The sequence below is a fragment of the Blastococcus sp. TF02A-26 genome (assembly GCF_003319125.1).
Lineage (GTDB): Bacteria > Actinomycetota > Actinomycetes > Mycobacteriales > Geodermatophilaceae > Trujillonella.
In genome coordinates, this window is record NZ_QOHG01000027.1 from 24,784 (window position 1) to 48,320 (window position 23,537).

24 protein-coding genes and 1 tRNA gene are annotated in these 23,537 nt (G+C 74.2%); 11 read left to right on the top strand and 14 right to left on the bottom strand.

All coding sequences use genetic code 11. The features are described 5' to 3' along the window. Nucleotides 1-24: 24 nt before the first annotated feature. Both DQ240_RS21640 and DQ240_RS21645 read right to left on the bottom strand, forming a co-directional pair. A complete protein-coding gene (locus DQ240_RS21640; RefSeq protein WP_158548849.1) occupies nt 25-654 on the bottom strand; it encodes a helix-turn-helix domain-containing protein in 630 nt (209 codons plus the stop codon). 281 nt (nt 655-935) lie between these two features. Continuing rightward, on the bottom strand, nt 936-2,528 hold the full coding sequence (locus DQ240_RS21645) for a phospholipase D-like domain-containing protein (protein WP_113841785.1): 1,593 nt from the start codon (nt 2,526-2,528) through the stop codon (nt 936-938). Nucleotides 2,529-2,552: 24 nt separating this feature from the next. Between DQ240_RS21645 and DQ240_RS21650 the strand changes: the two genes are divergently transcribed. Together DQ240_RS21650 and DQ240_RS21655 are read left to right on the top strand one after the other, a co-directional pair. Continuing rightward, nucleotides 2,553-3,818: an aspartate kinase gene (locus DQ240_RS21650; protein ID WP_113841786.1), complete on the top strand. Its 1,266-nt coding sequence runs from the start codon at nt 2,553-2,555 to the stop codon at nt 3,816-3,818. Next, nucleotides 3,815-4,855, top strand: coding sequence for an aspartate-semialdehyde dehydrogenase (locus tag DQ240_RS21655; RefSeq protein ID WP_233498893.1), 1,041 nt, complete (start codon nt 3,815-3,817; stop codon nt 4,853-4,855). The genes DQ240_RS21650 and DQ240_RS21655 overlap by 4 nt, the downstream gene beginning before the upstream one ends. A gap of 43 nt (nt 4,856-4,898) precedes the next feature. Here DQ240_RS21655 and DQ240_RS21660 read toward each other — a convergent pair whose 3' ends face one another. From DQ240_RS21660 to DQ240_RS21680, 5 genes are all read right to left on the bottom strand, one after another. Beyond that, the gene (locus DQ240_RS21660; RefSeq protein WP_113841788.1) at nt 4,899-6,692 is read right to left on the bottom strand and encodes a prolyl oligopeptidase family serine peptidase; all 1,794 of its coding nucleotides are present in this window, start codon (nt 6,690-6,692) and stop codon (nt 4,899-4,901) included. A gap of 4 nt (nt 6,693-6,696) precedes the next feature. After that, nucleotides 6,697-7,782, bottom strand: coding sequence for a hemolysin family protein (locus DQ240_RS21665; protein ID WP_113841789.1), 1,086 nt, complete (start codon nt 7,780-7,782; stop codon nt 6,697-6,699). Beyond that, nucleotides 7,779-9,107: a hemolysin family protein gene (locus tag DQ240_RS21670; RefSeq protein WP_113841790.1), complete on the bottom strand. Its 1,329-nt coding sequence runs from the start codon at nt 9,105-9,107 to the stop codon at nt 7,779-7,781. Before DQ240_RS21670 ends, DQ240_RS21665 begins: the two co-directional genes overlap by 4 nt. Before the next feature lie 87 nt (nt 9,108-9,194). Then, nucleotides 9,195-9,271: transfer RNA gene (locus DQ240_RS21675), tRNA-Pro, on the bottom strand. A gap of 52 nt (nt 9,272-9,323) precedes the next feature. Then, nucleotides 9,324-10,235 carry a metallophosphoesterase gene (locus DQ240_RS21680; RefSeq protein ID WP_113841791.1) on the bottom strand — a complete coding sequence of 304 codons (912 nt, stop codon included), beginning with the start codon at nt 10,233-10,235 and terminating at the stop codon, nt 9,324-9,326. Nucleotides 10,236-10,288: 53 nt separating this feature from the next. Between DQ240_RS21680 and DQ240_RS21685 the strand changes: the two genes are divergently transcribed. Further along, a complete protein-coding gene (locus tag DQ240_RS21685; protein ID WP_113841792.1) occupies nt 10,289-10,744 on the top strand; it encodes a GatB/YqeY domain-containing protein in 456 nt (151 codons plus the stop codon). Between the two features lie 96 nt (nt 10,745-10,840). Here the strand turns inward: DQ240_RS21685 and DQ240_RS21690 are convergent, their stop codons facing one another. From DQ240_RS21690 to DQ240_RS21700, 3 genes are read right to left on the bottom strand one after another with little or no spacing between them, the layout of a single operon-like run. Beyond that, nucleotides 10,841-13,264, bottom strand: coding sequence for a transglycosylase domain-containing protein (locus DQ240_RS21690; RefSeq protein ID WP_113841793.1), 2,424 nt, complete (start codon nt 13,262-13,264; stop codon nt 10,841-10,843). A 42-nt stretch (nt 13,265-13,306) separates the two neighbouring features. After that, nucleotides 13,307-14,509 carry an ArsA family ATPase gene (locus DQ240_RS21695; RefSeq protein ID WP_233498894.1) on the bottom strand — a complete coding sequence of 401 codons (1,203 nt, stop codon included), beginning with the start codon at nt 14,507-14,509 and terminating at the stop codon, nt 13,307-13,309. After that, nucleotides 14,506-15,498, bottom strand: a complete 993-nt coding sequence (locus tag DQ240_RS21700) for an ArsA-related P-loop ATPase (RefSeq protein ID WP_113841794.1) — start codon at nt 15,496-15,498, stop codon at nt 14,506-14,508. Before DQ240_RS21700 ends, DQ240_RS21695 begins: the two co-directional genes overlap by 4 nt. A gap of 81 nt (nt 15,499-15,579) precedes the next feature. On the opposite strand from DQ240_RS21700, the gene DQ240_RS23770 reads away from it, so the two are divergent. From DQ240_RS23770 to DQ240_RS21710, 3 genes are read left to right on the top strand one after another with little or no spacing between them, the layout of a single operon-like run. After that, nucleotides 15,580-15,753, top strand: coding sequence for a hypothetical protein (locus DQ240_RS23770; RefSeq protein ID WP_091948604.1), 174 nt, complete (start codon nt 15,580-15,582; stop codon nt 15,751-15,753). A 7-nt stretch (nt 15,754-15,760) separates the two neighbouring features. Beyond that, the gene (locus DQ240_RS21705; protein WP_113841795.1) at nt 15,761-16,234 is read left to right on the top strand and encodes a RidA family protein; all 474 of its coding nucleotides are present in this window, start codon (nt 15,761-15,763) and stop codon (nt 16,232-16,234) included. Then, entirely contained in the window at nt 16,231-17,031 is an 801-nt protein-coding gene (locus DQ240_RS21710) for an NUDIX hydrolase (RefSeq protein ID WP_113841796.1), read from the top strand. The genes DQ240_RS21705 and DQ240_RS21710 overlap by 4 nt, the downstream gene beginning before the upstream one ends. A 64-nt stretch (nt 17,032-17,095) precedes the next feature. Here DQ240_RS21710 and DQ240_RS21715 read toward each other — a convergent pair whose 3' ends face one another. After that, entirely contained in the window at nt 17,096-17,770 is a 675-nt protein-coding gene (locus DQ240_RS21715; protein WP_113841797.1) for a Crp/Fnr family transcriptional regulator, read from the bottom strand. Between the two features lie 166 nt (nt 17,771-17,936). After that, the gene (locus tag DQ240_RS21720) at nt 17,937-18,170 is read right to left on the bottom strand and encodes a hypothetical protein (RefSeq protein WP_113841798.1); all 234 of its coding nucleotides are present in this window, start codon (nt 18,168-18,170) and stop codon (nt 17,937-17,939) included. 152 nt (nt 18,171-18,322) lie between these two features. Here DQ240_RS21720 and nth point away from each other — a divergent pair, with 152 nt between their 5' ends. The 5 genes from nth to DQ240_RS21745 are packed head-to-tail and all read left to right on the top strand — an operon-like array spanning nt 18,323 to nt 22,081. Then, nucleotides 18,323-19,117 (top strand): endonuclease III, encoded by a 795-nt coding sequence (nth, locus tag DQ240_RS21725; protein WP_113841799.1) that lies wholly within the window; start codon nt 18,323-18,325, stop codon nt 19,115-19,117. After that, nucleotides 19,114-19,701: a TlpA disulfide reductase family protein gene (locus DQ240_RS21730; RefSeq protein WP_113841800.1), complete on the top strand. Its 588-nt coding sequence runs from the start codon at nt 19,114-19,116 to the stop codon at nt 19,699-19,701. Before nth ends, DQ240_RS21730 begins: the two co-directional genes overlap by 4 nt. Next, entirely contained in the window at nt 19,698-20,450 is a 753-nt protein-coding gene (locus DQ240_RS21735; protein WP_233498895.1) for a CoA pyrophosphatase, read from the top strand. The genes DQ240_RS21730 and DQ240_RS21735 overlap by 4 nt, the downstream gene beginning before the upstream one ends. After that, the gene (locus tag DQ240_RS21740) at nt 20,447-20,890 is read left to right on the top strand and encodes a plastocyanin/azurin family copper-binding protein (protein ID WP_113841801.1); all 444 of its coding nucleotides are present in this window, start codon (nt 20,447-20,449) and stop codon (nt 20,888-20,890) included. Before DQ240_RS21735 ends, DQ240_RS21740 begins: the two co-directional genes overlap by 4 nt. 9 nt (nt 20,891-20,899) lie before the next feature. Beyond that, complete coding sequence (locus DQ240_RS21745) at nt 20,900-22,081, top strand: MarP family serine protease (RefSeq protein WP_113841802.1); 1,182 nt, start codon at nt 20,900-20,902, stop codon at nt 22,079-22,081. Here the strand turns inward: DQ240_RS21745 and DQ240_RS21750 are convergent, their stop codons facing one another. Next, nucleotides 22,082-23,008, bottom strand: a complete 927-nt coding sequence (locus tag DQ240_RS21750) for an alpha/beta fold hydrolase (protein WP_113841803.1) — start codon at nt 23,006-23,008, stop codon at nt 22,082-22,084. 9 nt (nt 23,009-23,017) lie between these two features. Further along, nucleotides 23,018-23,524, bottom strand: a complete 507-nt coding sequence (locus DQ240_RS21755) for a phage holin family protein (protein ID WP_113841804.1) — start codon at nt 23,522-23,524, stop codon at nt 23,018-23,020. Between the last annotated feature and the right edge of the window lie 13 nt (nt 23,525-23,537).

Sequence of the window (23,537 nt, forward strand, 5' to 3'; positions counted from 1 at the left end):
GCACGCCCCCACGGTAGCAGCGGGTCAGTCGAGGTCGCACCGACACACGCAGTCGTCGGCGTGGGAGGACTTGACGCCGGCCTCGTCCTCCGGGCACTCCGGGGGGCAGTCGCAGACCCATCGCGGCAGGGGTGGCAGCTCCCCGGCGTCCCGCCGGCGCTCCCACTCGGCCCGCGATCTCCGCCGCGCCGCGTCCTGCCGGGCCGCCCGCCGTTCGGCCGGCGAGTCGCCCGGCTCGGGCACGAGGTGGTCCTCCGGCGTGCCCCGCCGTGCGCGCACGACATCGCGCCACCGCCGGTCCCGGTCGTACGTGTACCAGGCGCGCGGCCGGCCGTAGTGGTGCGCGTCGTGCCACCAGCCCTCGTCGGAGTACCGGGTGTCGAGGTGCGCGGGGAACCGGCGGCCGGCCATGTCCCGCACCGTGCCGTCGGCCATCCCGAGCACCTCGTCGCCCGCGGCGTCCACCAGCGCGATCCGGAGCCCGGCGGCCTCGGCCGCCCGGCCGAGCGCTCGGACGTCGAGCCGTCCCGTCCCTGCCTCGGCCGCTGCGAGCGCGGACTTGGAGACGCCGATGGCGGCGGCGAGCTCGCGTTGGGACAGGTCGGCGATGCGACGGATCCGACGCAGCAGGCCCGCCAGGTCGACATCTGTCACGACGCGAACCCTGGTCCCATCCGGCCGCAGCCCGGGGACGGCGTGTCCGTCTGTGGACGCTCGTGCTCTGCCCACACACGCGGGCACAGCACGAGCGCTGTGGGTGTATGCCCGAGGAGCGCCTCTTCGTGCTCTGCCCACGGTGGCGGGCAGAGCACGAGCGTGCGGGGAGGGACATGCCGGCTGCCTCGGGTCTGCGTTCAGCATCCCGGCCTGAGCCGGCACGGGCCGGGAGGAGCATCCGGAGGACCGCGGCCTTCCGGAGCCGCGCGAGGCTCGATTCAGAACTTCCCGCGCAGGCGCAGGCGGAGCGGGCGGCCGTCGGGGTCGTCGAGCAGGCGGTACACGGGCGTCGCCCAGAGCCGGGTGCCGAGGCTGAGCTCCTCCGGCTCGTGCCGGCGCAGCCGCCCTCGCGGGCGCGGTCCCACGCGGCCCCCGGCGTACCAGGCGTCGAGCGCCTCGGCCGACGCCTCCAGGGTCGCCACGAACGCCTCGGGGTCGAGCAGGTCGGCGTCCTCGCTGCCGTCCGGGGCGCGGTCGGTGTGCTCACGGGCGAGCTCCAGCCGCAGGTCACGGGCGAACACGCGGGCGCCGTCCCCGCCGCCGCCGGGGTCCCGCGGCTCGCGCTCGTCGCGGGTGGTGTCCAGGACCGCGCTGGACAGCTCGCTGTCGTGCGTCCACGACCGCCGGTTGAAGTTGTCGCTGCCCACGCTCGCCCACACGTCGTCGACCACGCACACCTTGGCGTGCACGTAGACCGGCGTGCCCTCGTGGTTCTCCACGTCGAAGACGTGCACCCGGTCGGGCCCGGCCTTGCGGCAGAGTTCCAGCGCCTGCCACCGGCCGACGTACTGCGGCCGCGAGGCGAACGCGCCGTCCTGGTCGGGCACCCGCGGCACGATCACCACCAGGTGCAGCTCCGGGTTGGTCCGCAGCGCGTCGGCGAACAGCTGGGCCACCTCGGCCGACCACATGTACTGGTCCTCGAGGTAGACCAGCCGGCGCGCCCGCTCGATCGCCTTCGTGTACCCCCGGGCGATCGACCGCTCGCCCTGCGGCGCGAACGGGTAGGGCGGCCGGATCGCCGGATAGGTGCGGAGGTTCTGCACCAGGTGCGGCCCGCACGCTGGCGGGGCCGGCAGCTGCGGCGGCAGAGGGTCGCCGTCGGTGCGGGCACGGTTCAGCTTGTCCCGGACCCAGGCGATCGGGTGGTCGGTGTCGGCGGAGTGCGGGTCGTCCCAGCGCTCGCGGAACACCGTGTCGAGCACGTGCACGGCGGGGCCGCGGAGCTCCAGCTGCACGTCGTGCCACGGCGGGGTCGACCCGTATGCCTCCGACATGGCCAGCGACTGGGGGTCGCCGCGGTGCTCGGCGTCGTCCCGCCGGCTGTGGCACAGGTCGATCCCACCGACGAATGCGACGTCCCGCGAGGCGTCCTGGTCGTGGCGCAGCACCACGAACTTCTGGTGGTGCGAGCCGAACCGGCGCACCCGCTGGTCCAGGATCACCTCGCCTCCGCCGTGCTCGATCTCCCGGTCCAGGGCGCGGTTCTCCTCCTTGCTGAACGAGGCGCCGTCCAGGTGCGACCGCCACACCAGCCCGCGCACGGTCACCCCACGCCGCACGGCCTCGGTGAACAGCTGCGCGACCGTCGGACCGCCCGGGCGCAGCTGCTCGTCGGGGTCCCCGCGCCAGTCGGTGAAGAAGAGGTGGTCACCCTCGTCCAGCGCCTCGACCGCCTCGACGAGGCGCTCGAAGTAGACCGAGCCGTGCACCAGCGGCGTGCAGAGGTTGCCCGCGGTCCAGCCGGGCAGATCGGTGGCCGGGTTGCCCCGCTCCTCCGCGCTGAGCAGCCACCTCTCGGGATCGTCCACCGGGCGACGGTAGCCTGTGGAACCGTGGCCCTCGTCGTCCAGAAGTACGGCGGCTCCTCCGTCGCCTCCGCCGCGCACATGAAGCGCGTCGCCGAGCGGATCGTGGCCGCCAAGAAGGACGGCAACGACGTCGTCGTGGTGGTCTCCGCGATGGGCGACACCACCGACGAGCTGCTCGACCAGGCGGCCCAGATCACCGACACCCCGCCCGGCCGCGAGCTCGACATGCTGCTCACCGCCGGCGAGCGCATCTCGATGGCGCTGCTGGCGATCGCGATCAACACCCACGGCTACGAGGCCCGGTCGTTCACCGGCTCCCAGGCCGGCGTGATCACGACCTCCAGCCACGGCAAGGCGCGGATCATCGACGTCACGCCGGGCCGGCTGCGCAGCGCGCTGGACGAGGGCTCGATCGTCATCGTCGCCGGCTTCCAGGGCGTCAGCCAGGACACCAAGGACGTCACGACGCTCGGCCGCGGCGGGTCCGACACCACCGCGGTCGCCGTCGCCGCGGCGCTGCAGGCCGACGTCTGCGAGATCTACACCGACGTCGACGGCGTCTTCACCGCCGACCCGCGGATCGTCCCGAACGCCCAGCGGCTGGACACCGTCACCTACGAGGAGATGCTGGAGCTGGCCGCCTCGGGCGCCAAGGTCCTCATGCTCCGCTGCGTCGAGTACGCCCGCCGCTACGGCATCCCCGTGCACGTCCGCAGCTCCTACTCACAGCTCCCCGGCACGATCGTGGCCGGTTCGATGGAGGACCTCCCGGTGGAACAGGCGATCATCACGGGCGTCGCGCACGACCGCAGCGAGGGCAAGATCACCGTCTACGGCGTGCCCGACCGGCCGGGTGAGGCGGCGCAGCTGTTCCGCGTCCTCGCCGACGCCGAGGTCAACATCGACATGATCGTGCAGAACGTGTCGGCCGAGGCCAGCAAGCTCGCCGACATCTCCTTCACGCTGCCCAAGAGCGACGGCCCGACGGCGCTCGCCGCGCTCGAGAAGGTCAAGCACACCGTCGGCTACACCGACGTCAGCTTCGACCAGCACATCGGCAAGGTCTCGCTGGTCGGCGCCGGCATGCGGTCGCACCCGGGCGTCTCGGCCAAGTTCTTCGGCGCCCTCGCCGACGCCGGGGTGAACCTCGAGCTGATCAGCACCTCCGAGATCCGCATCTCGGTGGTCTGCCGCGACACCGACGTCGACATCGCCGTCCGCGCGGTGCACGACGCCTTCGACCTCGGCTCCGACACCGAGGCCGTGGTCTACGGAGGGACCGGACGATGAGCATGCGCCCGCTGAACATCGGCGTCGTCGGCGCGACCGGCCAGGTCGGTGCCGCGATGCGGTCGATCCTGGCCGAGCGCGACCTGCCGATCGCGTCGATCCGCTTCTTCGCCTCCGCCCGTTCCGCCGGCACCACGCTGCCGTGGGGCGACGGCGAGATCACCGTCGAGGACGCCGCCACCGCCGACCCCACCGGCCTGGACGTCGCGCTCTTCTCCGCCGGGGCCACCACCTCCCGCGCGCAGGCCCCGCGGTACGCCGAGGCCGGCGTCATCGTCATCGACAACAGCTCCGCGTTCCGCCGCGACCCCGAGATCCCGCTGGTCTGCAGCGAGGTGAACCCCGGCGACATCGCCAAGGCGCACGGCCGGATCATCGCCAACCCGAACTGCACCACCATGGCCGCGATGCCGGTGCTCAAGCCGCTGCACGACGAGGCCGGCCTGGTCCGGATCGTGGCCAGCACCTACCAGGCCGTCTCCGGCTCGGGCATCGCCGGCGTGCAGGAGTTGCACTCGCAGGTCAAGGCCGTCGTCGACAAGGCCGACGAGCTCGCCTACGACGGCAGCGCCGTCACCTTCCCCGAGCCGCAGAAGTACGTGCGGCCGATCGCCTTCAACGTGCTCCCGATGGCCGGGTCCGTCGTCGACGACGGCAGCTGGGAGACCGACGAGGAGCAGAAGCTCCGCAACGAGAGCCGCAAGATCCTCGGCATCCCGGACCTGCGGGTCTCGGGCACCTGCGTGCGGGTCCCGGTCTTCACCGGGCACTCCCTCTCGCTCAACGTCGAGTTCGAGCGCCCGATCAGCGTCGAGCGGGCCACCGAGCTGCTCTCGACGGCGCCCGGGGTCGAGCTCTCCGACGTCCCGAACCCGCTGCAGGCGGCCGGGCGGGACCCGAGCTACGTCGGTCGGATCCGGCAGGACCCGGGTGTCGACGGCGGTCGCGGTCTCGCCCTCTTCGTGAGCAACGACAACCTGCGCAAGGGTGCCGCGCTCAACACCGTCCAGATCGCGGAGCTCATCGCCGCCTCCTGAGCGGAGTCGCTCGAGTGCAGGAAGCGCACTCGAGCGACTCCGTTCAGGGCTGCACGTGGCGGAGCGCGAAGTCCAGCGCCAGCTCGACCTGGCGGATCGTCTCCTCGATCACCAGCGAGCCGTGGCCGGCGTCGAACCGGTACACCTCGTGCGGCTTCCCGAGGCGCTCGAGCTCGCCCAGGTAGTTGTCGATCTGCCGGATCGGGCAGCGCGGGTCGTTGGCGCCGGCCACGACCAGCACCGGCGCCCGCACGGACTCGACGTAGGTGATGGGGGAGGACCGCACGTACACGTCGCGCACCTCGTCCGGTGAGCCACCGAACAGCGCCCGGTCGTAGGCCCGCAGACCCTCCATCTCGTCCTCGTAGGCGGCGAGGTAGTCGGCCACCGGCACCTCGGCGATCCCGGCCGCCCACCGCTCCGGCTGCGTCCCGAGGCCGAGCAGGGTGAGGAACCCGCCCCACGAGCCGCCGCTGATCAGCGCCCGCGACGGGTCGAGGAAGCCCTCGGCGACCAGCGCGTCGTAGACCGCCGCGACGTCCTCCAGCTCCGTCGGGCCGGGCCGGCCGGTCAGCGCGTCCCGCCAGGCGCTGCCGTAGCCGGTGGAGCCGCGGTAGTTGACGTGCACGACCGCGTAGCCGGCGTCCACGTAGGCGGCCCGTCGGGCGCGGTAGGAGTCGTCGTCGGCCGCCTCGGGGCCGCCGTGCACCAGGAACGCGGTCGCGTACGGCGCCTCACCCGCAGGCCGGACGACCAGCGCGTGGATGTCGCCGCCCGGGCCGGGCACCCAGCGGTCCTCCACCGGGTAGGCCGCCGGGGGCTCCTCGCCCGGCGCGGCCAGCACGACCGGACCGTCGGCCCGGCGGATCACCGGCGGCAGTTCGGCCGACGACCAGGCCAGCTCCACGGTCCCGTCCGGGCGCGCGGTCGCCCCCCGGACGACGCCCCGCGGGGTCTCCAGCTGCTCCAGGGCGCCCGTGGCCAGGTCGTAGCGGTAGACCTCGCTCCGGGCGGCGTGGTCGTGGCCCACCAGCAGCGCCGACCCGTCGGGGTACCAGCCGGCGGTGACGTCGCCGGGCAGGTCCAGCACGATCTCGGTCTCGGTGTCGGCCTCGACGTCCCAGACCAGCAGCTCCTCGCGGCCGCGCCGCTCGTGCCCGACGAGCAGCCGCCGGTCGCCGGCCAGCGGGGCGAACTCCAGGGCGTGCAGGCCGCGGCCCTCGCCGTCCCACTTCTCCGCGACGACGGAGTCGTCCGCCGTCCGCAGCACCCGCAGTGCCGGGTAGCGGGGGTCGCCGTGCTCCGAGTGCGAGACGACCAGCAGGTCCTCGTCGTAGGTCAGCGCGTCGACCGAGGCGGGATCGGCGTGCCGGTAGAGCACCCGCGGGGTGCCGCCGACCGGGGCCAGCCAGAGCTCGCTGCCGTCGTCGGTGGAGCGGCCGACCGCGACCACGCTGTCGCCGATCTCCAGACCGGCGGGATAGGCCGGCCCGACCTCGGGCAGCGCGACCCGGTCCTCACCGCCGGCGAACGGCTGCACCATCCAGACGCCGAACTCGTCGCCGTCGGTGTCGGCGAACCACCAGATCGTCTCGCCGTCGGGGGAGAGGGTGCCGATGAGCGTGCCGTTGGGCCGGTCGGTGGCCTGCCGGTGGACGTCGGTCGTGCGGTCCCAGGCGTACTGCTCGACGACGCCGCTGACGTCGGAGGCGTACAGGTTGCGGTGCGGCGCCTCCAGCGCCCAGTCCGGCAGGCTCACCCGCGGGGCGCGGAACCGGGCCTGCCAGCGGGCGGTGACCTCCGGGGGGAGGACGGGGGACGGCGGAGAGGCGCTCACCGGCTCATCTTCCCCCGGCGCCGGCTCCCGCCTCCGTGCCGGTCCCGGCCGCCTGCAGGTCGGCGGCGGCGTCGCGGACGTCGCCGATGAGCAGTTCCAGCACGTCCTCCAGCGCCACCACCCCGGCCGGGTCGGCGAGCGGGCCGACGACGCCCAGGTGAGCTCCCTGGGTGCGCATCTCGGCGAGGACGTCGGGCAGCGTGCTCCCGGGGGCCAGCGGCACGAGGGGGACGACGCTGTCGTCGGGCATCGGCCGGTCCCGCGCCTCGCCCTCGACGCCGAGCGCGTCCTTGACGTGCACGAACCCGGCCAGGGCGCCGTCGTCGCCGCGGACGGGGTAGCGGCTGAACCCGTGCTCGGCGACGACCGCCTCCAGCTCCCGCGGCGTCGTGGCCCGCGGGACGGTCACCACGTCCGCCATCGGCATGAGCACGTCCTCGACCGCGTGCTGCTCGAAGGTGAGCGCCCCGGCGGCGAGCTCACCGACCTCGCGGCCGAGCCGGCCCTCCTTGCGGGACTGCGTGATCATCGACCGGATCTCGGCCTCGTCGAAGCTGGCCGCCACCTCGTCGGTGGGGGTCACCCCGAACAGCCGCACGAAGGCGTTCGCCGTCGTGTTGAAGAACCAGATGACCGGGGTCAGCAGGCGGGCGAACGCGGCCAGCGGCGGCCCCAGGACCAGCGCGGCACGGTCGGGCCCGGCGATGGTGATGTTCTTCGGCACCATCTCGCCGAGCACCATGTGCAGCACCGTCACCAGCGACAGCGCGATGACCAGCGCGATCGGGTGCAGCAGGCCCTCCGGCACACCGACGGCCTCCATCGGCTTCTCGATGAGGTGCGCGACGGCCGGTTCGCCGACCGCGCCCAGGCCCAGCGAGCACAGCGTGATGCCCAGCTGGGCGGCGGCCATCATCTTCGAGACGTTCCGCAGGGCGGCGAGCGTCTTGACCGCCCGCGCCGAGCCGGCCTCCGCGCGCGGCTCCAGCTGGTCGGCCCGCACGGAGACCAGCGCGAACTCCGCGGCCACGAAGAAGGCGTTGCCCAGCAGCAGCGCGACCAGGACGAGCAGGCTGACGGCGTCGCTCATGCCGCCACCTCCGCCGTCTCGTCGGAGGCCGGCTCCGGCACCCGTTCGGCCCGCACCCGGGCCACGCGCCGCCCGTCCAGCGTCTCCACGGTGAGGCAGGCGCCGGGCACGCCCACCCGGTCACCGACCTCCGGGAGCCGCTGCAGCTGCTCGGTGAGGAAGCCCGCGAGGGTCTCGTAGCGCCCCTCCGGGATGTCGATCCCGGTGCGGTCGAGCACCTCGTCGGGACGCAGCAGGCCCGACAGCAGCCAGAGGTCCTCGTCGACGCGGCGGGCGGTGCGCAGCGGCTGGTCCGTCTCGTCGGTGATCTCGCCGACCAGCTCCTCCACGATGTCCTCCAGGGTCACCAGGCCGTGCGTGGCGCCCCACTCGTCGACCACCAGGGCCACCTGCAGGCCCTGCTCGCGCAGCAGGTCGAGCAGGCGCTCGAGGTGCAGCGAGGAGGGCACCGCCAGCAGCGGTGCCGCGAGCTCCGCGGCCGTCCGCCGGTCGCGCTCGGCCTCCGGGACGGCGACGGCGTGCTTCACGTGCACGATGCCGGTCACCTCGTCGAGATCGGAGCCGTAGACGGGGAAGCGTGAGTTGCCGGACTCGGTCGCGGCCCGGATCACCTCGGCGGCGGTCGCGCGGGAGCTGACCGTCCACAGCCGGGTCCGGGGCGTCATGACGTCGGTGGCGTACTTCTGCCGCAGGTCCAGCGACCGGGTGAGCAGCCGGGCGGCCACGGGGGAGAGGTCGCCCTCCTCGGCCGAGCGACGCGCGACCGCGGCCAGCTCCTCGGCGCCGCGGGCGGAGTCGAGCTCCTCCTTGGGCTCGAAGCCCAGGCGCCGCACGATGGCGTTGGCCAGCCGCTGCAGGGAGTTGACGATCCAGCCGGTGGCCGTGGTGAAGGCCCGCATCCCGGGGGCCACGACGGCGGCGACCTTGAGCGGGTTGGCGATCGCCAGGTTCTTCGGGCCGAGCTCGCCGAGCCACATCTGCAGGGCGGTCGCGAGGGCAATCGCCAGCCCGTAGGACACGCCGTGCAGGGCCCCCTCGGGCAGCCCCGCCGCCTCGAGCGGGCCGCGGAGCAACTGGCCGAGGGCCGGCTCGGCCAGGAAGCCGACGATCAGCGTGGTGATCGTGATGCCCAGCTGGGCGGCCGAGAGCTGCGTGGACAGGCTCTTCAGCGCCGTCACGACGCCGCCGGCGCCCCGGTTCCCGGCCTGGGCGGCCTCCTCGGCGCGACCGCGGTCGACCGTCGTCAGGGAGAACTCAGCAGCGACGAAGAAGCCGGTCGCCACGGTGAGCAGCACGGCGGCGAGGAGGAGCAACCACTCGGTCATCGGGCTCCCGAGTGCCCCCTGCGGCGGTCTCCCAACCGGACCGGCCCCGGAAACGGGTCAGGGGCCGCCTTCCGGCGGCCCCTGAACTGGTCGGGGTGACAGGATTTGAACCTGCGGCCTCGTCGTCCCGAACGACGCGCGCTACCAAGCTGCGCCACACCCCGAGGCGTGCGGCGACCACTCTACCGCCCGTCCCGGGGCGGCCCGGCGGCGGGCTCAGGCGGGGCGGGCGGTGAGCGTCAGCAGGGTCGCCTCGGGCGGGCAGGCGAAGCGGACAGGGGCGTACGGGCTGGTGCCCAGCCCCGCCGAGACGTGCATCCAGGTGCCGTTGGGCCGCTCCGCCGACGGCACCGTCCAACGGCTCACCCACCGGACCCGGGCGCGGTCCAGGCCGCAGTTGGTGACCAGTGCGCCGTAGCCGGGCACCCGCAGCTGCCCGCCGTGGGTGTGGCCGGAGAGCAGCAGGTCGTAGCCGTCGGCGGCGAACCGGTCGAGCACCCGCGGCTCGGGGGCGTGCACCAGGCCGATGCGCAGGTCGGCGGTCGGGTCGGCCGGGCCGGCCACGTCGTCGTAGCGGTCCCGCTTGAGGTGCGGGTCGTCCACCCCGGCGAACACGATGCGCCGCCCGTCGACGACGAGCTCGCCGCGGGCGTTGGTGAGGTCCAGCCAGCCGCGGGCGGTGAAGCCGTCGCGCAGGTCACGCCAGGGGAGGGCGTCGCCCAGCACCCGCTTGTGCTTCTTCTTGAAGTACTTGAGCGGGTTCTTCGGCTTGGGCGCGTAGTAGTCGTTGGACGACGTCACGAAGGCGCCGGGCACGTCGAGCAGCCCGTCGAGGGCGCGCAGCGTCGGTGCGACGGCGTCCTGACCGGCGAGGTTGTCCCCGGTGTCGATCACCAGGTGCGGCCGCAGCCCGGCGAGCCCGGCCAGCCACTCCTGCTTGGAGCGCTGCCCGGCGGTCATGTGGATGTCGGAGACGTGCAGCAGCCGCAGCGGCGCGGACCCGGGGGCGAGGACCGGGACGTCGAAGCGGCGCAGCGTCCAGCGGGTCCGCTCGTAGAGGCCGGCGTAGCCGAGCGTGGCCGCTCCGGAGGCGAGCGCCACGGCGGGGGCGACGGTGTACCAGCGCATGTCCAGCCAGGGTACGGGGCCGGGGCGGAGGGCGGCCGTGTCACGCTGAGCAGGTGTCCGACGCCCTGAAGAGCCGGCTCCGTGCCGACCTCACCACCGCCATGAAGGCCCGCGACGAGCTGCGCACCGCCACGCTGCGGATGGTGCTCGCGGCGATCAGCGCCGAGGAGGTCGCCGGCAAGGAGGCGCGGGAGCTCTCCGACGACGAGGTGCAGGCCGTGGTCCGCCGGGAGGCCAAGAAGCGCCGGGAGGCCGCCGAGGCCTTCGGTGGCGCGGGCCGCACCCAGCAGGCCGAGCGGGAGCGCGCCGAGGAGGGCGTCCTCGCCGACTACCTGCCCGCGCAGCTGGAGGACGCCGACCTGGCCGCGCTGGTCGCCGACGTCATCACCACGACCGGCGCCTCCGGCATGAAGGACATGGGCCGGGTCATGGGCGCCGCGACCGCCGCGGTGGCCGGCCGGGCCGAGGGCTCGCGCGTGGCCGCGGAGGTCCGCCGCCAGCTCGGCTGACCGTCACGGCGCCGACCAGCTGTCGGTCCCTGGAACGACCGCGCGCCCCCGCCGGTGTCCGGCAGGGGCGCGCGAGGTGGTGCAGTGCGGTGCGGCTCAGTCGCCGCCCTCCCCTTCGGGACCGGGGGCCGTGCTGCCGGGAGCGGGTCCACCCGGACCGGGAGCGGGGCCACCGGGACCCGGGGCCGGGCCACCGCCGCCGCCGGGACCTCCACCGCCGGGTGCCGGGGACGACGGGGAGGCCGGGCCCGGCGCCGGCTGCGGAGCGGGCTCGACGTACTGCGAGCCGTTGCTGACCTGGATGGTCACGACCTGGTCCTCGATGGCGCGGGCGCCCGCCGGCGGGTTGGTCCCGACGACGGTGCCCTGCGGCCGGTCGCTGTCCACCGACGCGGTCTCGAAGCGCAGGCCGGCCGACGTCATCGCCTGCTGACAGCCGCTGACGGTCGAGCAGCCGGGCACCTCGCGGGTGTTGCCGTTCTGGACGACCGGGTCGGCCGGTGGGAAGGGCACCATCGGCTGCCCGGTGAGGATCGGCGCCATCGCGTCGCGCCAGATCGTGGCGCCCTTGCCGCCACCGAAGCCGCCGACGTCCTGGTTCTGCTTGGGGTTGAGCACCATCACGCTGGCGGTGTACTGCGGCGTGTAGCCGACGAAGGCCACCGAGAAGTTGCTCTGCGAGGTACCGGTCTTGCCGGCGATCTGGTGGCCGGGGATGTAGGCCCGGGACGCGGTCTGCCCGGAGAAGCCGGGCTCGACGTCCTTGCGCAGCATCTGGTTCAGCGTGGTGGCGACGCCCGGCGGGATCGCCTGCGCGGTGCAGTTGTCGTCCTTCACCACCGGCTCCCCGTCCTCGCCGAGCAACGGCTCGCCGTTGCGGTCGAGGATGGCGACGACCGGGGTCGGGTCGCACTGGGTGCCGTTGGCCGCCAGCGTGCTGTAGGCGCTGGCGAGGTCGAGCGGGCTGGTCGCCTCCGGGCCGAGGGTGAACGAGCCGCGGTTCTCCTCGATGATCTGGTCGGCGGGGGTGGACACGAAGTTCATGCCCATCCGCTCGGCCACGCGGACCGGACCCTCGACGCTGCCCAGGGCGTCCTCGAGGGCGAGGAAGTAGGTGTTCGAGGACATGTAGAGCGCGCGCTCCATGTCCAGCGTCGACGGGTAGTTGCCGGCGTTGCGCACGCAGTACATCCCGCCGGTGTTCCGGCCCTCGCACGGGCCGCGGTAGACCCGCGAGACGTAGGGCTCGCCGGTCGTCAGCGTGAAGTACTGCGAGAAGCCGCGCTCCAGCGCCGCGGCCGCGGTGAACGTCTTGTACGTCGAGCCCGCGCCCTGGCTGTACGCGGTGTTGAGCACGACCGACTCGCACTCGGGGCGGGTCGCGTCGCAGCCGAACACGCGGTTCACGCTCATCGCCAGGACGTGGCCGGTGCCGGGCTCGACGTTGGTGTACATGGCGGCCAGCGGGTCGCCCATCGGGAGGGTGTTGAGCACCGCCTGGTCACCCGCGGCCTGCATGTCCGGCCGCAGCGTCGTCTGGATGGTCAGGCCACCGCTGCGGATCTGCTGGTCGGTCAGCCCCAGGGTGCCGGTCAGGTACTGCTCGAGGTAGGCGCAGAAGAAGCCGCCGATCGCGGCGTCGACGCAGTTGTTCGGCGGGGACTGCCCCTCGACGACCTCCACGGGGGTGCCCGCGACGGCGTCGTAGTCGGCCTGCTCGATGTAGCCCTGGTCGAGCATCCGGCTCAGGACCTCGTCGCGGCGCTCCCGCGCGGCGTCCGGGTTGTTGATCGGGTCGTCGTTCGTGGGGCTCTGCACGAGCCCGGCGAGCATCGCCGCCTGCGGCAGCGTCAGGTCGATCGCGTTGACGCTGAAGTACTTCTGCGCGGCGGCCTGGATGCCGTAAGCGCCCTCGCCGAAGTACACGATGTTCAGGTAGCGGGTGAGGATCTCGTCCTTGCTGTAGGTCTCCTCGAGGGCCAGCGCCAGCCGCGCCTCGCGCAGCTTGCGCGAGATGCCGGCCGCGCCGTCCTGCTCGCGGGCCGCCTCGATCTCCTCCGCGCTGTCGGCGGTCTCGATCAGCGTCTGCTTGACCAGCTGCTGGGTGATCGTCGAGCCGCCCTCCTCCACGCTGCCGGCGGCGACGTTGGTCACCAGCGCGCGCAGCGTGCCCTGCACGTCGAGGCCGTTGTGCCGGAAGAACCGCGAGTCCTCGATGGCGACCAGCGCGTCCTTCATCACCGGCGCGATCTGGTCGCCCGTCACCACGGTGCGGTTGTTCTCGTAGAACATCGTGATGAGGGAGCCGTCGGCGGCCAGCACCCGGCTGTTGCCGGCGGGTGTGGCATCGGTGAGCTCGACCGGCAGCGCGTCCAGCAGGGTCGCGGAGTTCCGCGCCGCCAGGCCGGTGCCACCGACGAAGGGCAGCAGCATGCCGGCCAGCAGGGCGCCGGCCAGGACGATGGTCCCCGCGAGCTTCGCCAGGACGACGGAGCGCGAGGGGGCGGTGGTAGTCGACATCGCCGTCGAATGTACGGTGCCGCGCCGCCGCCTCGGGACGGATCAGGCGCGGCGCGCGGGGAGCACCCGGGTACGCGGCACACCGGTCGGCGTGTCGCCGTCGGGACCGGTCAGCTCGGCGGCCATGACCCGCAGCCCGTCGAGGTCGTGCACGTCCCCGGCGGCGGCCGGAACGGCCCGGACGGCCACCTCCGGGTGGGCGCTGGTGAAGCGGTCGGCGAGCCGCTGCTCCCGGGTCGCCAGCTGCATCCGCTCGGCGTGCACGCGCAGTGCGCCGGCGGCCAGCTCGGCTCCCGGGCCACCGCCCTCGGCGACCTCCTCGGCCGCGGCCTCGGCGCGGGTGGCGCTCAGCACGGTGCTCGCCGGCGGGTGCGTGCGGTTGAGCACCAGGCCGGCCAGCGGCATGCCCTCGGCCGAGAGCCGGTCGACGAAGTAGGAGGCCTCGCGCAGCGCGTCGGGCTCCGGCGTGGCGACGACGACGAAGTACGTGCCCGGCCGGCGCAGCAGCTCGTAGGTCGCGGTCGCCCGCTCGCGGAAGCCGCCGAACATCGTGTCCAGCGCGGAGACGAACGCGGAGATGTCCCGCAGCAGCTGTCCGCCGAGGATCTTGCTGATGATCCGGCTGAACACCATGAAGCCCGCGCCGACGATCCGGATCCCCGCCCGGCCGCCCGCCCGTGCCGGGGCGGTGAGCAGCCGGATCATCGTGCCGTCGAGGAACCGGCCCATCCGGTTCGGGGCGTCGAGGAAGTCCAGCGCCGACCGCGACGGCGGGGTGTCGACGACGATGAGGTCCCAGCGGTCGGTGGCCCGCAGCTGGCCGAGCTTCTCCATCGCCATGTACTCCTGCGTCCCGGCGAAGGACGACGACAGTGACTGGTAGAAGGGGTTGGCCAGGATCTGCTCGGCCCGCTCGGGCGTCGAGTGCGCGGACACGACGTCGTCGAACGTCCGCTTCATGTCCAGCATCATCGCGTGCAGCTCGCCCTCGGCCCCGGGGACCTCGACCTGCCGCGGCTCGTTGTCCAGCTCCTCCAGGCCGAGGGACTGGGCCAGCCGCCGGGCCGGGTCGATGGTGAGGACGACGACGGTGCGACCGGCCTCCGCGGCGGCCAGGGCGAGCGCCGCCGACGTCGTCGTCTTCCCCACGCCGCCGGCGCCGCAGCACACCAGGATCCGGGTGTCCCGGTCCTCGATCAGCGCCTGCAGGTCCATCGGCAGGGCGGCCCGGGTCGGTGCGCTCACGCGGCGACTCCTGCGGTGAGGTGCTCCTCGAGCCGTTCGGCGAGCTCGTACAGGCAGGACAGGTCGATCGGCCCGGTCAGCATCGGCAGCTCCACCGTGGGCCGGACGAGCGCCGCCACCTGACCGCGCAGCGCGTCCTGGGCGGCGAACCGGCGGGCGTGCTCCACGGCCTCCGCGGCCAGCGCGTCGGCGAGGGCGTCGCCGCCGGGCAGGTGCGCGGCGGCCAGCGCGGGGGCGAGGTCGGCGCCGGTGAGCCGGCCGGCCGCGGCGGCGGGGAGGGCGTCGACGGGCAGCACCGGCTCGGTGGCCATGTTCACGACCACCGAGCCGACCGGCAGCCCGGTGGCGGTGAGGTCGGCGATGGCGTCGGCGGTCTCCTGCACCGGCATGTCCTCCAGCAGGGTCACCAGGTGCACGGCGGTCTGCGGGGACTTCAGCACGGCCATGACGCCGTCGCTCTGGGTCTTGATCGGTCCCGAGCGGGCCAGGCCGGCCATCTCGCCGGTGACCCCGAGGAACCGGGTGATCCGGCCGGTCGGCGGGGCGTCGACGACGACGGCGTCGTAGACGAGCCGGCCGTCCTTGCGGCGGGTCACCGCCTCCTTGATCTTGCCGGTGAGCAGCACGTCCCGCAGGCCCGGCGCGATGGTGGTGGCGAAGTCGATCGCGCCCATCTTCCGCAGCGCCCGGCCGGCCCGCCGGAGGTTGTAGAACATCTCCAGGTACTCGAGGAGCGCCTCCTCGACGTCGATCGCGAGCGCCTTGACCTCGCCGCCGCCGCGGGCCACGGCCACCCGCCGCTCCTCGTAGGGCAGAGGCGGGGTGTCGAACAGCTGGGCGATGCCCTGGCGGCCCTCGGTCTCGACCAGCAGCACCTGGCCGCCGTCGGCGGCGAGGGCGAGGGCCAGCGCGGCGGCCACGGTCGTCTTCCCGGTCCCGCCCTTGCCGGAGACCACGTGGCAGCGCACGGGGGAGGGGAGGGTGCTCACCAGCAGAAGCCTATGAGCAGGACGCCGTCCCGGCCCGTGCAGGCGGTCGGCCCCGCGCAGGCTGCGCTAGCGTCGCCTCCCATGAGCGAAGCGGCCCGGCAGCGGTGGGAGTACGCCACCATCCCCCTGCTGATCCACAACACCAAGGCGATCCTCGACTCCTGGGGGGTGGACGGCTGGGAGCTGGTCACCGTGCTCCCCGGGCCCGGCGGTGCCGACCAGCTCGTCGCCTACCTCAAGCGCCCGGCGAGCTGACCGCACCGTGAGCGCACCCTCGGCCCAGAGCTGGACCGCGCGACTGGCCGAGCTCGGCGTCCGGCTCCCGCCGGTGGCCGCGCCCGTCGCGTCCTACGTGCCGGCGGTCCGCGCCGGGCAGTTCGTCTTCACCTCCGGCCAGCTGCCGTTCGTGGACGGCGGGCTGCGGCGCACCGGCAAGGTCGGCGGGTCCGTGGACGTCGAGGACGCCGCGCACGACGCGAAGGTCTGCGCCCTCAACGCCCTGGCCGCCATCCACGAGCTGGTCGGGCTGGACTCGATCGCGCGCGTCGTCCGGGTCGTGGGCTACGTGGCCAGCGCCGAGGGCTTCACCGGCCAGCCGCGGGTCGTCAACGGCGCCAGCGAGCTGCTCGGCAAGGTGTTCGGCGAGGCCGGGCAGCACGCCCGCAGCGCGGTCGGCGTCGCCGAGCTGCCCCTCGGGGCGCCGGTCGAGGTCGAGCTGATGGTCGAGCTGCGGTGACCGTTCCGGCGACGCCGAAGCCGGCCGCCACCGTCCTGCTCGTCCGCGACGGCGCGGCGGGGCTCGAGGTCTACCTGCTCCGGCGGACCCGGGGGATGCCGTTCGCCGGCGGGATGACCGCCTACCCCGGGGGCGGCGTCGACCCCCGGGACGGCGACGTCACCGTCGCCTGGGCCGGCCCCCCGCCGTCGGAGTGGGGTGCCGCCTTCGGCTGCGACGAGCGGGTCGCCCGGGAGCTCGTCTGCGCCGCCGTCCGCGAGACGTTCGAGGAGTCCGGGGTGCTGCTCGCCGGCCCGGTCGGCGGCGAGTCCGTCGTCCCGGACGTCACCGGGGACGACTGGGAGGCGGCTCGGCAGGCCCTGCTGCGCCGCGATCTCTCCCTCGCCGAGATGCTCACCGCCCGCGGGCTGGAGCTGCGCTCGGACCTGCTGCGGCCCTTCGCGCACTGGATCGCGCCGGAGTCCGAGCCGCGGCGCTACGACACCCGGTTCTTCGCCGCCGCCGTCCCCGTCGGGCAGGAGGCACGGCACGTCTCCGGCGAGGCCGACCAGGCCGGCTGGATGACCCCCGCCGCCGCGCTGGCCGAGGCCTCGTCCGGGGTGCGACCGATGCTGCCGCCGACCCTGCACACCCTCGGGCAGCTCGGCCGCTACACCGACGTGGCCGACGTGCTCGCGCACACGCCGCCGGAGCCGATCCACCCCATCACGCCGCGGTTCGAGAAGGACGCCGACAGCCGCTGGGCCGTCCTCCCCGACGGCACCCGGTTGAGGCTCGTGGTCCCGCTCCCGTCCTGATCCCCGACCGCTGAACACGAGTGGCCCAGAACCCGAGGGGTTCTGGGCCACTGGCGTACAGAGGTCAGCGGGCGCGGCGGCGGAGCCGGTCCTCGTCGAGGACGACGACGGACTTGCCCTGCAGCTGGATCCAGCCGCGGTGCACGAAGTCGGCCAGCGCCTTGTTCACCGTCTCGCGGGAGGCGCCGACCAGCTGGGCCAGCTCCTCCTGCGTGAGGTCGTGCTTCACGCGCAGGCCGTCGCTCTCCCGGCTGCCGAACCGGTCGGCCATCTGCAGCAGCGCCTTGGCCACGCGGCCGGGGACGTCGGTGAAGATCAGGTCGGCGACGGAGTCGTTGGTGCGGCGCAGCCGGCGGGCCAGGACCTGGAGCAGCTTCTCGCCGATCTCCGGGTGGCTCTCGATCCACGGGCGCAGCACGGCCTGCGGCATCCGGGCCAGCTTCACGTCGGTGACCGCGGTGGCGGTCGCCGTCCGGGGGCCGGGGTCGAAGACCGACAGCTCGCCGAACTGGTCCGACGGGCCCATCACGGCGAGCACGTTCTCGCGCCCGTCGGGGGAGCGGCGGGACAGCTTGATCTTGCCCGTGAGGACGATGTACAGGCTGTCACCGGGCTCGCCCTCGTTGAAGACGACCCGGCCACGCGGCAGGGTGATCGTCTCCAGCCGGCTGGCGACCGGCGTCACGGCCTCCTCCGACAACCCCTGGAAGAGCCCGGACTGGGCCAGCACCTCGTCCACTACGCGTCCTCTCGACCGATCCCTCGGCACACACGGTGTTCCGCATCGACGACGGGCCGTAGATGCCCAGGAGCCGCCGATCTCGGGTCGAGTCTAGGGGGCGTGTGCCCGTGGTCACCCGATCGGTGGGAGCTGCGACACCCCGATGGGGGGAGGAACGGGTTCCTCAGACGAGTGGCGGAGTGGCGCGCTTCACGCGGCGACGCTGCCGCCAGCGCCCCATGGCACGCCGGACGCCGGAGTTGGTGAGGGTCTCGACCTCCCCGGCCGACGCCGTGTCGACGAACTCGGCGACCTCGCGCTTGCTGGTCGGCCGGCGCAGCGGCTCCTCCACGCGCTCCATCACCAGCAGGAAGGCGATCAGGAGCGGCGGGAACAGGATGACGACGAGGGCGACCACCGGTACCTCCTCCTCCGGTCGGCGGGAACGGCGGTGCGGAGCGCACCAGCGCGGTCCCGGTTACCCCCGTGGCGGGCGTCCATGCCCGGGGCGGTGCCGGCCCCGATGATCTCACGTCCGACCCGTCGGTACCGCCGCCTACCCTCGATCGCGTGTCCACGCCGGCCTACGCGCGTCCCGTCCCACCCCGTTCCGCGCCGGCTCGTGGCGCCGCCGCCCGCGGAGGCCAGCCGTTCGACCCGGACGAGACGCCGCTGGCCCGCACCCGGCGCGCCCGGCGGATGGCCCGCGAGCTCGCCGTCATCCACCCCGACGCGCACTGCGAGCTCGACTTCACCAACGCCTTCGAGCTGCTGGTGGCCACGGTCCTGTCGGCGCAGACCACCGACAAGATGGTCAACAAGGTGACCCCGCGGCTGTTCGCCCGGTACCCGGACGCCGTGGCGCTGGCCGGCGCCGACCGGGCCGAGGTCGAGGAGATCCTCAAGCCGACCGGCTTCTTCCGGGCGAAGACGAACTCGGCCATCGGGCTGGCGCAGGCACTGGTCGAGCGGTTCGACGGCGAGGTGCCCGGCCGGATGGCCGACCTGGTCACGCTCCCCGGGGTGGGCCGCAAGACCGCCAACGTCGTCCTCGGCAACGCCTTCGACGTCCCCGGGCTGACCGTCGACACGCACTTCGGCCGGCTGGTGCGCCGCTTCGGCTGGACGGCGGAGGAGGACCCGGTGAAGGTCGAGACCGAGGTCGCCGAGCTGATCCCCAAGCGCGAGTGGACCATGTTCAGCCACCGCGTGATCTTCCACGGCCGGCGGGTCTGCCACGCCAAGAAGGCCGCGTGCGGCGCCTGCGGGCTGGCCCGGTGGTGCCCCTCCTACGGGGTCGGCCCGACCGACCCCGAGGTGGCCGCGAAGCTGGTCAGGTCCCCGGCCGCCTCGGACACCGAGTGAGGCGCGCCCTGGCGGCGGCCGGACTGCTCCTGGTCGCCGTCCTCACCGGGTGCACGTCGGACGGCGACGACGACGGCGGCGGGACCACGCAGCCCTCCTCCGGGTTCAGCGCGGACACCGCCCTCGGCCCGTGCCCCGAGCAGACCGACCGCCCGGCCGAGGGCGCGGAGACGCTGCCCGACCTCGCGTTCGACTGCCCCGGCGGCGGCACCCTCGACCTCGGCCGCGCGCCGGGCACCCCGACCGTCGTCAACCTCTGGGGCAGCTGGTGCGGGCCCTGCCGGGAGGAGCTGCCGGTGGTCCAGGAGCTCGCCGACCGGGCCGGGGACCGGCTGCACGTCGTCGGCCTGATCAGCCGCGACACCGCCCCCCGGGCCGAGTCGTTCGCGGAGGACGCGGGGGTCACCTTCGCCACCGCCTTCGACGGCGACGGCGAGCTGCTGGCCCAGCTCGGCCGGGCCGCGCTGCCCTTCACCTACTTCCTCGACGCCGACGGCGGGATCGCGCACGTCGAGGTGGGCGAGATCGAGTCGTTCGACGAGCTCACCGCGCTCGTCGCCGAGCACCTCGGGGTGCAGCTGTGAGCGAGCTCGACGACCTGCCGGAGTTCCTCCAGCGGCTCATGGCGTCGGCCGCGGACCTGCCGCTGCGGCACCGGATGCAGGAGCGGACCGAGACCGCGCGCCGCTCCGCCGTCCTGATCCTCTTCGGCGAGGGTCCGTCCGGCCCCGACGTCCTGCTCATCGAGAAGTCCGCGCACCTGCGCACCCACGCCGGCCAGCCGGCGTTCCCCGGCGGGGGCGTCGACCCCGGCGACGACTACCCGGTGGGGACGGCGCTGCGGGAGGCGCAGGAGGAGGCCGGAGTCGACCCGGCCGGGGTCCGGGTGCTCGGCACGCTGCCGGAGCTCTTCCTCGGCCCGTCGGACAACCTCGTCGTCCCCGTGGTGGCGTGGTGGGAGAAGCCGACGGAGGTCGTCGTCGGCGACCCGCAGGAGGTCGCCCGGGTCGCGCGCGTCCCGCTGGCCGAGCTCGTCGACCCCGCCAACCGGTACCGCCTCAAGCACCCGGTGGGCTTCCTCGGACCGGCGTTCGCCGTCGCGGACATGGAGGTCTGGGGCTTCACCGCCGGCGTGCTCGAGGCGGTGCTGGAGGCGGCCGGTCTCGCGCGGCCGTGGGACACCACCGACGTCCGCCCGCTGGACCTGGACAAGGCGCGGCCCGACCGGGTCCCCGGCTCGGTCGGGGAGCACGGCACCGAGGACAGCGCCGCGCCGACGGTCGCCGATCACGGGCAGGAGGACCCCGCGGCGCGTACGGTTCCCGGGCGATGAACGGAAGTCCGACCCGCGTGCGGGCCGCTGCGCTCGCCGCCGCGGCTCTCCTGCTCGCCGGCTGCGGTGGGGATGACGGCGGCGGAGGTGACTCGGCGCCGCCGGTCGACCCCTCCCTCGGCACGGTGACCACGGGGCCCGACGGCGTCCAGGAGGTCACCATCGAGACCCCGGACGACTACGTCTTCGTCCCGGACTCGTTCGAGGTGGCGCCCGGGCCGGTGCGGCTGACCGTGCGCAGCACCGCCGAGCAGATGGTGCACAACTTCCGCTTCACGCCCGGCCAGGGCCCGGCGGAGATCGAGGAGGACATCCCGCTGCTGGAGCCGGGGGAGAGCGCCACCATCGAGTTCGAGGCCACGACGGTCGGCGACTACGGCTTCGACTGCAGCTTCCACCTCCAGCTCGGGCAGGTCGGCACGATGACGGTCACGGGGTGACCTGAGGCCGTGTCCGTCGTCGACGTCGTCGTCATCCTCCTCGCGCTGGCCTTCGCGTTCTCCGGGTTCCGGCAGGGCCTGCTGGTGTCGGCGGCGTCGTTCCTCGGGTTCTTCGGCGGCGCGGTCGTCGGCGCCCAGCTCTCCGGTGCGGTGGCCGACAGCGTCGACGCCTCACCGGTGGCCCGGGTGTTCGCCGCGCTGGTCGTCGTCCTCGCCGGGGCGCTGCTCGGGCAGCTGCTCGCCGGGGCGATCGGGCGGGCGGTGCGCAGCCGGGTCACGTGGGAGCCGGCCAAGGTCGTCGACTCCGTCGCGGGCGCGGCGCTGTCGGCGGTGGCCGTGCTCCTCGTCGCGTGGATGGTGGCCACCCCGCTGGCCACGGCCCCGTTCCCGGAGGTCGCCAGCCAGGTGCGGCAGTCGGCGCTGGTGCGCGCGGTCGACGCGAGCGTCCCCGACGGGGTGCGGTCCATCTACGACCAGCTGCGGGAGGCCATCGAGCGGCGCGGGCTGCCCGACGTCCTCGACCCCCTGACCCCGACCGAGGTCCGCGACGTCCCCGCGCCGGACCCGGCGCTGCGGGACAGCCCCGTGGTCGCCAGCGTCCAGGGCTCGGTCGTGCAGATCCGCGGCGTCGCGCCCTCCTGCTCCCGGCAGGTCGACGGCTCCGGCTTCGTCTACGCGCCGGAGCGCGTCATGACCAACGCCCACGTGCTGGCCGGGGTGAGCGAGCCGGTCGTCACCGCCGAGGGCGAGGAGTACGAGGCGGTGCCGGTGTTCGTCGACCCGGAGGTCGACGTGGCCGTGCTCTACGTGCCGGGCCTGCCGCAGGTGCCGCTGGCGTTCACCGCCGAGCCGGTCGACTACGGCGCCGACGCGATCATCATGGGCTACCCCGGCGGCGGCGGGCTGTTCGTCGGCCCGGCCCGGGTGCGCGACCGCGGGGACATCAGCGGCCCGGACTTCCGCGACCAGCAGACCGTCACCCGCGACGTCTACGCCCTCTACGGCGAGGTCCGGGCCGGCAACTCCGGCGGACCGCTCTTCGACGGCAACGGGCAGGTGCTCGGCGTGGTGTTCGCCTCCGCCATCACCGACCCGACCACCGGCTACGCCCTGACCGCACCCCAGGTGTCCGAGGCCGCGACCACCGGCCAAACCGCCACCTCGTCGGTCGACACCGGCCCCTGCGACTGATCAGCGGGCCCAGCGGACGAGGGCCTCGGTGACCTCGGCGGGGACCTCCTCCTGCGGGAAGTGGCCGATGCCGGGCAGGGTGCGGAACTCGTAGGCGCCGGCGACGTAGCGCCCCGAGCCGGCCGCGGTCGTGGGCAGCACGCAGCTGTCGAGGTCGCCGTGCAGCTGCAGCGTCGGGGCCGTGACCGGTGCCGCCATGCGACGGGCGTACCGCAGCCCGTCGGGGCGCAGCTGGGACCGGCCGGCCCAGCGGAAGTACTCCATCGAGCCGTAGGCGGCCTGCGGGATCCGGGCGGCGGAGCGGTACCGGTCGACGGCCTCGGCGAAGTCCGCGGTGTGCGTCCAGTCCGGGCCGGACCAGCGGCGCATCAGGTCGGCGACCGGGTCGTCGTCGGCGCGGGTGAGCCGGCGCTCGGGCAGCCGTGGCAGCTGCGCGCCGAGGAAGTACTTGAAGGCGCGGCGCTGGGCGGCGTCGGCCATCCCCGCGCGCAGCCGCCGCGGGTGCGGCATGGAGAGGACGACGAGCCGGCGGACGCTGCGCGGGTGCAGCGCGGCCACCGTCCAGGCGACCAGCGCGCCCCAGTCGTGGCCGACGAGGACGGCGTCCCGCTCCCCGAGGGCGCGGATCAGCGCGGCCACGTCGGCGGCTGCGGTCGGCAGGTCGTAGCCGCGCGGGGGCTTGTCGCTGGCGCCGTACCCGCGCAGGTCCGGGGCGACGGCGTGCAGGCCGGCGTCGGCCAGGGCGGGCAGCTGGGCCCGCCAGGTCCACCAGAACTGCGGGAAGCCGTGCAGGAGCACCACCAGCGGGCCCGCGCCGGCCTCGGCGACGTGCAGCTGCACGCCGTTGGCCGACAGCCCCCGGTGCGACCAGGGGCCGGGGAGCAGGACGCTGGTGGCGTCGGGCGGCTGGGCGGCCGGAGACGTCACCGGCGGGCGTCAGACCAGGTAGGTGTCGGGGTCACGGCGCGTGACCTGACCGCCGGGCGCGATGGTCGGCAGGTCGCGGCGACGCTGGCCCGGGGCCTCGCGGTGCATGACGTCGGGCAGCTCCTTGAGCGACTCCATCGTCCGCTCGGGCTTCTCGATCTTCTTGATGAAGCGCCGTCCGAGCAGTGCGGCGATCCCCGCGACGACCAGCAGCAGCACCCACACGATCAGGTAGGAGAGCCACCGCGGCAGGCCGAGCGCGGTGAGCGCCTCCGCGATCGCGATGAAGAGGAAGAAGAACGAGAACCCGGCGACGACGGCCGCCGCGCCGAACGCCCCGGCGCCGATGCCGGCCTTCTTCGCGGACTTGCCGACCTCGGCCTTGGCCAGCTCGATCTCGCTGCGGATCAGCGTGGAGACGTCGGCCATCGCGCTCTGGACCAGGGTGCCGACCGAGGGCTCCTCGGCGCCGGCGGGCCGGGCCCCGGCTGGGGTCGTGGATGCGCTGTGGGCCACGAGTGGCTCCTCC